This is a genomic window from Alloalcanivorax balearicus MACL04 (assembly GCF_025532145.1).
Lineage (GTDB): Bacteria > Pseudomonadota > Gammaproteobacteria > Pseudomonadales > Alcanivoracaceae > Alloalcanivorax > Alloalcanivorax balearicus.
Genome location: NZ_ARXS01000003.1, coordinates 148,599 through 161,151 on the forward strand (window position 1 = coordinate 148,599; position 12,553 = coordinate 161,151).

The following is a 12,553-nucleotide window of genomic DNA, read 5'->3' on the forward strand; positions in this document are numbered from 1 at the left end:
CCGATCATAGAACCTGCCCGGGTCGCGCGACTTCGCCCTCGCGGATCAGCACATCACTGATCTCATCGAGAATGGCCGGGTCGTCGATGGTGGGCGGCAGGGGAAAATCCTTGCCGTTGACCATCTTACGCAAAGCGGCGCGCAAGGTCTTGCCGGAGCGGGTTTTCGGCAACCGTGGCACGATCAGCGCACGGCGGAAGCAGGCCACGGCGCCCACCTGGTCGCGGATCAGGGCGATCAGTTCCTGTTCCACCTGTTGTGGCGATTGCGCGACGCCGTCCTTGAGCACCACCAGACCCAGCGGTACTTCCCCCCGCAGCTCATCGTGGCGGCCCACCACCGCCGATTCCGCCACCGCCGAATGGGTGGCGATGTGCTCCTCCATGATGCCGGTGGAAAGCCGGTGACCGGCCACGTTGATGACGTCATCGGTGCGGCCCATGATGTGCACGAAACCGTCTTCGTCCAGGTAACCGCCGTCGCCGGTGTGGTAATAGCCGGGATAAGTGCGCAAATAGCTTTCCAGATAGCGCGGATGATCGTTCCAAAGTGTTTGCGCGCAGCCCGGTGGCAGCGGCAGACGCAACACGATGTCCCCTTCCTGGTTGGGCGGCAGCGGCTGGCCATCCTCGCCGAGCACTTCCACCAGATAACCGGGTACCGCCCGGTTGGTGGAACCATTGCGCACTTCCCGTTCGCCGAGGCCGGCGCAGGGGGCGGTCACCGGCCAGCCGGTCTCGGTCTGCCACCAGTGGTCATACACCGGCCGCCCGGTGAGATCACTGAGCCACTGATAGGTGGGGGTATCCAGCTTCTCGCCAGCCACGAATAAATGTTTGAGCGTGTCGATCCGGTAGCGTTGGAACAACCGGCCTTCGGGATCTTCCTTTCGCATGGCGCGGAACGCGGTGGGCGCGGCGAACAGGCCGTTGACGCCGTACTCTTCCACCAGACGCCAGTAGGCGCCGGCGTCCGGCGTCTTCACCGGCTTGCCTTCGAACATCACCGTGGTACAGCCGCCCAGCAGCGGCGCGTAGACGATAAACGAGTGGCCCACCACCCAGCCCACGTCGGAACAGCCCCACCAGATTTCTCCGGCTTCCATGCCATAGACATTGCGCAGTGAGTAGAGCAGCGCGACGGCATGGCCGCCGTGGTCGCGGACGATACCCTTGGGCTTACCGGTGGTGCCGGAGGTGTACATGATATAGAGCGGGTGGTTGGCGTTGAGCGGCGTGGGCGGCACCGGATCGCTGCCATCAACGGTGGCCCGCCAATCGAGAAACCCGTATTGCCGCAGTTCCGCCGTTGCCGTTTCGCGCTGCAGCACCAGGACCTGATCGACGCGATGCTGGCACTGTCGCAGAGCGCCATGAACCAGTGGTGTGTAGGGAATCACGCGATCGATCTCGATGCCACAGGAGGCGGTCAGGATCACCTTGGGCCTGGCGTCGTCGATGCGCACCGCCAGCTCGTTGGCGGCGAAACCGCCGAACACCACCGAATGCACGGCGCCAATGCGGGCGCAGGCAAGCATGGCCATGGCCGCTTCCGGCACCATCGGCATATAGATCACCACCCCATCGCCGGCGCCGACACCAAGACGGGTGAGCGCACCGGCCAGCTCCGCCACCCGCGCCAACAGCTGATTGTAGGTGAAACGTTGGCGGACGCCGGTGACCGGGGAATCGAAGATTAGCGCATCCTGCTCACCCCGGCCCTGTTCCACCTGATGGTCCAGAGCCAGATAGCAGGTGTTCAGGCGGCCATCGCCGAACCAGCGGTGAGTGCCGTCGTCCAGGGTTTCCAGGATGCGTGTGGGCGGCTGGTACCAGGCCACGTTGCGGGCCTGTTCGGCCCAAAAGGTTTCCGGTTGTTGGCGGGCCTGCTGAAAGGCATTCCGATAGCTCATTTCCGATTCCTTGCCGTTTTTTGTTTTGCGGCGCGCGGGGGGGGGTCGGCACGCCGTGCTGTTATCCAAGCACCGGAGCTGTCGGGATGCCAGTAGACGATGGTCGGTTTCGGGCCAGCCCTGGAAAAATACAATCAGAATGGTGGCGGAGCAGGGGGCTCTTGCCGGGGAGAATCGGCGGTCAGAATTCCAGGACACGCTACAAGCACGTCCATGTGGGCTCGTGTTTGCCCTTCCCTGGCCAAACACGGTCCTGGAATTCTGACCACCGATTCTCTACAAGCTCTGAAACCGCCCGCTTCGAATCAACCGTCGGACCATTATGGCCTGGTGTGTCGGATCTAGATCACGCCACCATTGGCGCGCAGGACCTGGCCGTTGACCCAGCCGCCATCGGCGCCGACCAGGAACGCCACGGTGCCGGCGATATCCCTTGGCGTGCCGAGCCGTTCCATGGGGCTGAGTTTCGCCAGCCGTTCCACCAGCTCCTCCGATTTGCCTTCCAGGAACAGATCGGTGGCGGTGGGGCCCGGGGCTACCGCATTGACGGTGATGTCACGGCCACGCAGTTCCTTGGCGAGAATGCCGGTGAGGGTTTCCACCGCCGCTTTGGTGGCGGCGTAAACGCCGTAGTTTTCCAGCTTCAGGCCGACCACGCTGGTGGAGAAATTGACGATGCGGCCTCCCTCGCGCAGGCGCCGCGATGCCTGGCGCAACGTATTCAGAGTGCCCTTGAGATTGATGGCGATCTGGGTGTCCACCAGTTCGTCGTCGCCGTCGGCCAGTGACGCCAGCTTGAGGATGCCGGCGTTGTTGATCAGCACGTCGACACCACCGAACGCCGTTTCGGTGGCATCAAACAGGCGCGCCACCGCCTCCGGGTCACTGACATCGGCCTTGACCGGCAGGGCGGTGCCGCCGGCCTGCTCGATTTTCGCCGCCAGGGCTTCCGCCGCCTGGGCACTGGCGGCGTAGTTGATCACCACGGCATGGCCATCGGCGGCCAGACGTTCGGCAATGGCGGCACCGATACCTCGGGAGGCGCCGGTGACAATGGCAACGTTCTGATGGGGAGCGGACATGCAGGTTCTCCTTGATCGGTTTATGCGGGAAACCGGGACACCATACACCTGTGTGCAGAGCGAATAATCAGGAGAAATTCGATATCACTGTTCATGATTTTTGAACAGTAGAGGAACAATCAGACCGGATAGTGGATGGTGAGGGAGTCGCTCGCGGCGGGGCAAGGCGCCGCGAGCGTGGGTTCGATCAGCCGCGGCTGGCGCGATTGCCGCCGTTGCCGCTGCGTTGGCCACCACCACCACCACCGCCACTGCGGCGGCGCCGGCGTGGCGCCGGTTTGCCGTCGGCACTGCGGGGCGCGGAGCGACGCTGGCCGCCCTTGTTGGGAGAGGCACTGTCGGAACGGGGGCCAGAGCGAGAGCCGGAGCGGGAACCATTGGGACGGGAACGCGGCTCCCTCTCATCAGGGATATCGGCCACCGCCGGCGGCTCGAAGTTGTCCACCTGGCGGCGTTCGATGGGCTGCTTGATCAGCCGCTCGATGCCCTTGAGCAGTTTCTGGTCCTCGCCGCTGACCAGGGACACCGCTTCGCCGTCGGCGCCGGCGCGGCCGGTGCGGCCGATCCGGTGTACGTAGTCCTCGGCCACGTTGGGCAGATCGAAGTTCACTACCTGCGGCAACTGGTCGATGTCCAGACCTCGGGCGGCGATGTCGGTGGCCACCAGGGCGCGCACGTCACCGCTTTTGAATCCGGCCAGGGCGCGGGTGCGGGCGTTCTGGCTCTTGTTGCCATGGATTGCGACGGCCTCGATGCCGGCACTTTCCAATTGCTTGGCCAGGCGGTTGGCACCGTGTTTGGTACGGGTGAACACCAGCACCTGGAACCATTGCTGCTCGCCGATAAGATGGGTGAGCAGCGCTGCCTTGTGCCGTTTGTCCACGGTCACCACCCATTGACGCACCCGTTCGGCGGTGCTGTTGCGCGGGCTGATGTCGATTTCCTTGGGGCTGCGTACCAGGGTCTTCGCCAGCGTCCGGATCTCATTGGAGAAGGTGGCGGAGAACATCAGCGTCTGCCGCTGCTTCGGCAGCAGCCGCAGTACCTTGCGGATGTCGTGGATGAAGCCCATGTCGAGCATCCGGTCCGCTTCATCCAGTACCAGGATTTCCAACTGATCGAAGGACATCGCCTTTTGCTGATACAGGTCCAGCAGCCGTCCGGGGGTGGCCACCAACACATCCACACCGCCGCGCAGACGGTTGATCTGCGGGTTGATGTTGACGCCGCCGAACACCACGGCGGAGCGCAGCGCTGGCAAATATTTGCCGTACTCAGCCACGCTTTCACCGACCTGAGCGGCCAGTTCACGGGTGGGGGTCAGCACCAGCGCGCGCACCTGGCGGCTGGCGGCCGGCTTGCCCGGCTCCAGCCGTTGCAACAACGGCAGGGTGAAACCGGCGGTCTTGCCGGTGCCGGTCTGGGCGGCGGCCATCACATCACTGCCACCCAGAACCGCGGGAATGGCTTGCGCCTGAATCGGCGAGGGACGGTCGTAACCCTGTTCGGCCACGGCACGCAAAAGGGGATCGATCAATCCGAGGGACTGGAAATCCATAGGGGGTATCTTCGGAGTTAAGGAAGGGAAGCAATAAAGGCGCGAAGGTTACCTGATTGGCGCCCGGGGCACGAGGACTTTATCTCCCGTGATGGCCGGAAAAGGCCCGTGGGGAGGGTGATTGGGCCACAAACGGGGCCATTTAGCCGGGGTGGAGTGTGGCGGCGCCCTCCAATACCTGACTGGCGAAGGCGGGGAGGTGGGCATGGCGGTAACGGCGGGTATTGGCCAGGTCGAAACCGGCATCGTGGAGGATATCCGGGGTGGGGCGGTTGAGGTGGCAGCCGCAGGCCAGATGTTTCCACAACGGCGTCAGCCGGTTCTGCCAGCGCTGCGTGCGGGGGTTGGGACTGGCGATGTGCTCCAGAATCAGTAATTGCCCATTGTCGGCCAGCACCCGCCGCATTTCCCGGGCGGCCCGTTCCGGTTCGGGGATGGTGCACAGCACCAGGCACGCCACCACGGTGTCGAAGTACCGGTCCGGGTAGGGCAGTCGCCGTGCATCACCGGCCAGCAGGCGGATGCGTTCAGGGTGGGGGCCGTTGGTGGCTTGCCGGCGGGCCCGGTCGAGCAACGGGATACTGGGTTCCAGGCCGTGAATTTCCGTGGCTTGCTCGCCGTAAAGCGGCAGGTTGGCGCCATTGCCGACGCCGATTTCCAGGATCCGCCCGCGAGCGGCGGCGATCAAACGCTGGCGGTCGCGATAGAAAGGGCGTGTCCCCAGGTCCAGCAGGGGCGGAAAAATATAGTCGCTGTAAAACCCCATGGCATGGGCCTGTTTGTTGTTATATCGGCCCATGCTTGTCTTGGCGGGGACGGGAAGTCAAGCCGGCACGCTGTATTCGCGAGCAAGCTCGCTTCCCACAGAGAGGGCCACGGAGCCGCTGTGGGAGGCTGGCTTGCCAGCGAATCAGTGTGCCAACGGTTGCGTGTAAACGGATGTTCCACAACTGTAGGACACCAGTGGCTCACGAGCCGCGATTTGTCTCAAAGCGTCAGCGGCTGATCAGCGCCAGTTCCGCGTCCTGTTGCAGCACGGTCCACCAGCGCCGGCCGTGGTCGGCGTCGAAGCCCACCAGGGGCTGGTCGGCGCAGGCGTCCGGACGGTTTGGCGGCGTGGTCAGGAAGGCGCTGTCGAACGGCTGCTGTACCACGCAGTCGGTGTCGGCGATGGCCTGCCAACCGTCGGCGGTACGCCAGGCCAGGGTGTGGCTGTCGGTGTCCACGCCTTCGCTGGCGTCGAAGGTCAGCGCATAGGCGTCGGACACGGCGGTGGCCAGATCCCACGCTTTGCTGGCGGTGGCCGGCAGGGTATGGGGCTGCTTGGCGGTGCCGTCGGGCTGGCTGCCGGGCAGGCCAACCATGCTTTCGATGTCCTTCACCGCGCCGTAGGCGCTGGAGTAGGTGCCGGTCTGGTTCTGGGTGCCGCTGACGATAAGGATGTCCGAAGCGGTATCCTCATCGGCCTGTTGCCAGCTCATGGTGACCAGCTCTTTGAGGTCGATGGTGGTTTCGGGAATCTCCACTTCGCTCTCGTTAAGCGCGACCAGGCGCTCGTTGCCGTTGAGGTTGGGGGTCCAGGATTCGTGATACTGGAACAGGAACTGGTAGCCCAGGCGCATCAGGTCGGTGACGGTTTCGGCGCGGCTGAAGCCGGGGGTCACGCCCATGTCGCGGGTACGGCTTTCGACCCGGTTAAAGGTGTTGTTGGTGCCGGCCACCATGCGCGCCACGCTGCCGTCGTCGCCGGTGCAGTCGTTGCTGATGTAGCTGGCGTCCAGGTACATCACCGGTCGGGTGCCTTCGGGAATGGAGTTGGGGTAGACCAGCCGTTCGCAGCGGTTCCTGGTGCGCGAGAAGCGATCCATCAGTTTCCATTGCGGGTCGGCCAGTTCTTTGACGCCGTCCTCGTTGCTGCCGATGGTGTGTTCGACGTACCAGGACTCATAGTCGACCCGGTCGCCCTGGAAGGTGAGCACCGAGGCGTTGGCGTCATAGGCCGGGGAGCCGTTATCCATGGTGTTCATCTTCTGCTGCACGATACGCTGCACCAGCTCGCGCTCGCCGTAACGGAATTCATAGCCTTTATAGGAGGCGTTGCCGGACATGATCTGGGTGTACTGCGGCAGGCGGTAGTTGCCATCGGCGGTGGTCCAGGATGACGGGTCCACCCAGATCGGCGCGGTGACCACGGAGCGCTGATACATGTGTTCGTGGCCCTGTACCCAGAGCACGTCATAGCGGGCGAAGAAGGCGCGGATGTCGTCCCACATGTCCATCAGGGCGTTGTCGCCTTTGATGCCCTCGACGATCATCTCGCGAGTTTCGCCGTACTTGGCGCCGATCAGGCCGTCATGACTGGCGATCACCAGGTGGTCGAATTCCCCTTCGTGGGCGGCCACTTCCTGCTTGATCCACTCAAAGGCGATGGGCAGATTGTAGTATTTGAGCAGGATGATCATCACGTTGTCGCGGATCACGTAGTAGTTCAAGTACTGGGCGCCGGCCATGTGCACCGCATCCTCGGGGATGTAGTGCTTCATGTTCTCGATCCATTCCACCGAGTAGGCGTAGCTGTCCTCGTGGTTGCCCATCAGCGGCAGGAACTCGATGCCGGCGTCGCGGTAGCTTTCCGCCACCGAGGTCCATTGCTCGAACTCGCGGGTGGTGCCGTGGTCGGTGAGGTCGCCCACCGGGATCACGATGTCCACGCCCAGTTCCTGCTCCTTGTCGAGCACCGCTTTCATCGGATGCATGGAAACGTTATCGCCGCCACCCTGGGTGTCGGGCAACAGACCAATGCGCAGGGTGGAAACCGGAGTCGGCGTGGGTGTTTCGCCGCCGTTGCCGGGATCGGTGGGTGGCGTGCCGGAATCGGATGAAGACGAAGAACCGCCGCAGGCGGACAACAGGCCGCCGAGCAGCACCGCGTACAGCGGTAGTGCCGTGAATCGCATGATGTGAACCCCCAGTTTGGTATTGGTATGCCCGGGTGCACCCCATCACGCGCCTTCCTTTGCGCTTCTCCGCGACGGCGGAGGCTGGGTATGGAACCCGGGTCGGGAGCGGGCTCCCGAAGCGCTGCCTATGCTGGATAAAGGATGTGATGATTCGGCGTCATTGAAATGACGGTTTGATGATTTGTGTTGTCCCACGGTTGTGGAGCGGCGCTGGATGTCGGACGCCAACATAAGATTCATCGCGGTTTAGCGGGAACTGGCCTTACCCTCCATCATGGACAGCGGAGCCGCGTTACGCCTTTGCGGGAACGCCGTGAAGCAGGGTCCCGCAAAGGCGTAACGCGGCTCCGCTTCGAGGTAACCGGCAAGTACAGGAGTTCTTCTGGCCTTGGAGACATAAATTCGCAGGTTGCTACAACGTCGCTGTGGGAGATTCACCAGCAGACAAAGCGGACCGTCACGAGGCGTAGCGGTGGAACACTTCCAGGAAAGCGTCGCCGTAGGCTTCCAGCTTGCGGTCGCCGACGCCGCTGACGCTGGCGATGTCGCGCAGGGAGGTCGGGTGGATCGCCATCATGTCGAGCAGGGTGGCGTCGTGGAAGATCACGTAGGGCGGCACGCCGGCTTCTTCGGCCAGTTGCTTGCGGCAGGCGCGCAGGGCTTCCCAAAGCGGGCGCTCGGCGTCCGTCACCGGAACCCGCTCGGCACGGCGGGAGCGGGTCTGGGCACGGGCCACGTCCTTGCGCAGTTGCAGCGATCGCTCACCGCGTAAATACGGACGGCAGGTCTCGGTGAGTTGCAGGGCGCCATAGCCGGCGGCATCCACGGCGAGCAGGCCCAGTGCCACCAGTTGCCGGTAAATGGCCCGCCACTGATTGGCGGAAAGCTCGCCGCCGATGTTCCAGGTGGAGACATGGTCGTGGCCGGCGGAAGCCACCTTGTCGCTGCGATTGCCGGTGAGTACATCGACCAGGTGATTGACGCCGAAGCGCTGGCCGGTGCGGTAAACGCAGCTGAGCGCTTTGCGCGCCACCTCGGTGGCGTCGAATGTCTGTGGCGGATTCAGGCAGGTATCGCAGTTGCCGCAGGGTTTTTCCAGGGTCTCGCCAAAATAATTCAGCAGCGCCTGGCGCCGGCACTGGGTCACTTCACAGAGACCAAGCATGGCCTCCAGCCGCTGATGCTCGTGACGCTTGAACTGCTCGTTGCCTTCCGATTGCGCCAGCATCTGCTTGTGGCGGATGGCGTCTTCCAGCCCATAGGCCATCCAGGCGGTGGCGGGGGCGCCATCACGGCCGGCGCGGCCGGTTTCCTGGTAATAGGCTTCAATGCTTTTGGGCAGATCCAGGTGGGCGACGAAACGCACGTCCGGTTTGTCGATACCCATGCCGAACGCCACCGTGGCCACCATCACCAGGCCATCCTCGCGCAGGAAACGCTGTTGGTGGCGGGCGCGCACTTCGCCGCCGAGACCGGCGTGGTAGGGCAGGGCGGCAATGCCCTGCTGGTTGAGCCAGTCGGCGGTCTGGTCCACCTTATTGCGGGACAGGCAATAAACGATGCCGGCGTCGCCGGCGTGTTCGCTGCGGATCAGCCGTAGTAATTGCTGGCGGGCGCTGTCCTTGCGTTCGATCCGGTACTGGATATTGGGTCGGTCGAAGCTGGAAACGAAGTGCCGGGCACCACCGAGATCGAGCCGTTCGGCGATTTCCTGGCGGGTGCGCGGATCGGCGGTGGCGGTGAGCGCGATACGCGGCACCTGGGGGAATTCCCGGTGCAGCAGGGACAGCTGCAGGTAGTCACTGCGGAAATCATGGCCCCACTGCGACACGCAATGCGCCTCGTCGATGGCGAACAACGCCAGCGGCGACTGGTGCAGCAATTCCAGAGTGCGTGCCTGGGTCAGCCTCTCCGGCGCCACGTAGAGCAGGTCGAGAGTGCCGTCACGGACCTGTTGTTCCAGTTCCCGGGCGCGGCCGGCGTCCAGAGTGGAATTGAGGAAACCGGCGCTGACCCCGAGAGCATTGAGCGCGTCCACCTGATCCTGCATCAGCGCGATCAATGGGCTGACCACCACACCGACACCTTCCCGCGCCAGGGCCGGGATTTGGTAACACAGGGATTTGCCGCCGCCGGTGGGCATCAATACCAGGGCATCGCCACCGCTTACCAGGGTGTCGATAATGGCGGCCTGCTGGTTACGGAATTCGTGGTAGCCGAATACGTGCTGGAGAATCGAAAGGGGATCGCGTTGCATGGCGGCAGTATACCTGTCCGCGGACGCGGTGACATCCGCGTGACACGTGCACCACGCACAATCCGGCGCGACTGTGACGAAACCATGACGGGAAACAAAGCGACAATGCAGGCATGGCGGGTTTTTCGTGAATTTTTTCTGTTGGGATGGATCAGCTTTGGTGGTCCGGCGGCCCATGTGGGGTACTTCCATCGCCGCTTCGTTGCCACTCTGGGCTGGCTGGACGAGGATGAGTTCGCCCGTCTGCTGGCGTTGACCCAGTTTCTTCCCGGTCCGGCCTCCAGCCAGTTGGGGTTCGCCATCGGCCGTCATCGCGCCGGGCTGGCTGGGGCGGTGGCGGCGTTCCTCGGTTTTACCCTGCCGTCGTTCCTGCTCATGGTGCTGGTGGCGCTGTTCGCCGCCCAGTGGGCCGGCGACGGGTTGGATGGCGTGGTGCGGGGGCTGAAATGGCTGGCGGTGGTGGTGGTGGCCGACGCGGTCTGGAACATGGGCCGCCGTTTTTGTCCCGATGCCCTGACCCGGACACTGGCGCTGGCCACGGCGGTGCTGTTGTGGTGGTGGCCGGGCATCGTCACGCAACTGCTGACCCTGTTGCTGGCGGCGTTGATCGGCGCCGGATGGCTCAAGCGTACCGTGGAGACCGTGCCGGAGAGCGGTGCCATCAGGGTGCGCCCGCTGGTGCTGTTCCTCGGGTTCTGGCTTTTGTTCACACTGGTCGGAGGCCTGTGGCTGCTGCGGGACTTCTACAGTGCCGGCGCCCTGGTGTTCGGCGGCGGCCATGTGGTGTTGCCGTTGCTGCAGGGCTTCGTCGGTGACCGCGTCGGTACCGACGCCTTTCTGACCGGCTACGCCGCCGCCCAGGCGGTACCCGGCCCGATGTTTTCCCTGGCCGCCTATCTGGGCGCGCTGCTGATGCCGGCGGCGCCCTGGTCCGGCGCGGCCCTGGCCACGGTGGCGATCTTCCTGCCCGGCTTCCTGTTGGTATGGGCATTGGCCGACGCCTGGCGCGGCCTGGCCAGCCGCCCGGCCATGGCCGGCTCGGTGGCAGGCATCAACGCCGCCGTGGTGGGACTGCTGCTGGCCGCCCTCTACGACCCGGTTTTTCGCTCGGCGGTGGCCGGTGGAGGGGACTTGGCGATGGTGGTGATGGGGTTTTTGTTATTACGGTCGGGGAAAGTGCCGTTGCTCTGGTTGGTCGTGGGTATGGCATTGCTGGGATGGGCTGTCACGGCTTTTTGAAGGCGGCGTTCTGAAAAAAGGGTCGCCAAGCGGTTTCGTTATTGATCGCGGGAATCGCCTTTTTCAGGGCAGCCAGATCAAGTTGTTTGAACCAGGCCGCTGCCTCCTGGCACTCCGGCAGGCTGTTGGAGCCGACATCGAACAGCAAGCTCAATTCCTGATGTTCGTTTATCCTGGCGATGGGCAAATGGTAACGGCTGTTGCAGGTGCTCAGCCGCTGGTTGATGCGCAGTTTCAAGGCCGGGCCGGCCGTTGCCACCACCTCGCCATATTCTTCTTCGGCGGGGGCATGGGGCCAGATGTCCTGGAGAGCCGGTGGATTGGTGCTTTGCCAACGTAGAAGAAAGATCTGTATGGACGCCGCTCCCTCTTGATCGAAGGAGGAAAAGTCAAGCCTCCATGGATGATCCGGCGATGTCATACGGCCCGATCTTGCGTGGAATAAATCGTCGTCGGGATTAAAGAAAGGGGCCAGCCGCTGCCCGAGAAAGCCCACGAATTCCGCATAGTTTTTTTGCGTCATAGTGGAGTCCATGGAGGGGATATACTCGCCTGAAAGCAACTGCATGGAGAGATCTTCCGTCCCCAGCTGTTTGATGATCCCGATAAAATCACTGGCTACCTGAGTATCGGGTGTTTCCGCCCTGGCATGGATATAAGTGTCGCCAATATCGCGTTCGGCCTGAATAAAATAGTAGCCGTTTGCCTCTCGGGCGATGTGGATGTCGTGTCCGAGGTTTTGGTGATCGGGGTGAATGGAGAAAAAGTTTTTTGCCACTTTCCGTCGCTGATATTTATCTTCGTTGGTGGTGGCAAAGAGGGTCATTTCGTGGGCTTTGACATCGGTTCCACGCCGCTGCCAAACCTTGAACGCGATGGCATCGGACGCCGCTTCGGGATACCTGAGAACATAGTTCTCTGGCAGTTTCAACGACAGCATGCCCTCGTGGGAGGTCTGCCATGTTGGCGTCACCTTGGCCTGGGCGAGCTGCTGGAATACTTCTTGCGTCCGGTTTCGCGCGTCCCGCCACTCGGCCTGGATGCGCAGGAGTTCGGGGTTGTCTGGCTCGACCGGGACGAGTTTCAGTGCCTGGATACCGTTTATGTCGCTAGCGAGATTGTCCTTGCTTCGCTCTTTCAGTGCGTCGAGGTCACTCTCGTCCTCGATGTCCGGATAGCTATTGCCGAATAAGCCTTCTTCCTGAATAAAGCGAACCGAACCGTCCGTCTCGGCAACATAATCCTTGCCATGACCACGCAGCGGGAGGGCCTCTTTTTTGAACGGCACCATCAAATAGCCGCGCAGTTTGGTCCCGTCCGGCCCATAGAGCCTCATTACCGGCAACAGGCGGTCAACCTCGGCCCAGGTGACCTCGGCATAGGAGTCAAACTTGGAGTTGATGGGCTGAGGGAAGTAGGTTCCCCCGGGCACATCACGGGTGATGGTAAGGGCAAGAACCACAGTGATCGGGATCAGCAACAGGATCGAGGCAAGGACCAAAAGGATGCGTTTCATGGTTATGGTGATGTCCGCCCTGCCTGCTT

At 63.0% G+C, this 12,553-nt stretch carries 8 protein-coding genes; 1 reads left to right on the plus strand and 7 read right to left on the minus strand.

What is annotated here, in order from left to right; all coding sequences use genetic code 11:
- Positions 1–4 precede the first annotated feature (4 nt).
- From MA04_RS04125 to recQ, 6 genes are all read right to left on the minus strand, one after another.
- Positions 5–1,912, minus strand: a complete 1,908-nt coding sequence (locus tag MA04_RS04125) for an AMP-binding protein (RefSeq protein WP_163127191.1) — start codon at positions 1,910–1,912, stop codon at positions 5–7.
- 341 nt (positions 1,913–2,253) lie between these two features.
- Positions 2,254–2,994, minus strand: coding sequence for an SDR family oxidoreductase (locus tag MA04_RS04130; RefSeq protein WP_262459556.1), 741 nt, complete (start codon positions 2,992–2,994; stop codon positions 2,254–2,256).
- A gap of 187 nt (positions 2,995–3,181) precedes the next feature.
- Complete coding sequence (locus tag MA04_RS04135) at positions 3,182–4,552, minus strand: DEAD/DEAH box helicase (RefSeq protein WP_163127193.1); 1,371 nt, start codon at positions 4,550–4,552, stop codon at positions 3,182–3,184.
- 142 nt (positions 4,553–4,694) lie between these two features.
- The gene (locus MA04_RS04140; RefSeq protein WP_240342817.1) at positions 4,695–5,351 is read right to left on the minus strand and encodes a class I SAM-dependent methyltransferase; all 657 of its coding nucleotides are present in this window, start codon (positions 5,349–5,351) and stop codon (positions 4,695–4,697) included.
- Positions 5,352–5,547: 196 nt separating this feature from the next.
- A complete protein-coding gene (locus tag MA04_RS04145; RefSeq protein ID WP_262459557.1) occupies positions 5,548–7,509 on the minus strand; it encodes a metallophosphoesterase family protein in 1,962 nt (653 codons plus the stop codon).
- Positions 7,510–7,969: 460 nt separating this feature from the next.
- The gene (gene recQ / locus MA04_RS04150; RefSeq protein ID WP_262459558.1) at positions 7,970–9,769 is read right to left on the minus strand and encodes a DNA helicase RecQ; all 1,800 of its coding nucleotides are present in this window, start codon (positions 9,767–9,769) and stop codon (positions 7,970–7,972) included.
- An 84-nt stretch (positions 9,770–9,853) separates the two neighbouring features.
- On the opposite strand from recQ, the gene chrA reads away from it, so the two are divergent.
- The gene (chrA, locus tag MA04_RS04155; protein WP_262459559.1) at positions 9,854–11,008 is read left to right on the plus strand and encodes a chromate efflux transporter; all 1,155 of its coding nucleotides are present in this window, start codon (positions 9,854–9,856) and stop codon (positions 11,006–11,008) included.
- Here chrA and MA04_RS04160 read toward each other — a convergent pair.
- Positions 10,995–12,524 (minus strand): hypothetical protein, encoded by a 1,530-nt coding sequence (locus tag MA04_RS04160; RefSeq protein WP_262459560.1) that lies wholly within the window; start codon positions 12,522–12,524, stop codon positions 10,995–10,997. The genes chrA and MA04_RS04160 overlap by 14 nt on opposite strands.
- Positions 12,525–12,553: the final 29 nt, after the last annotated feature.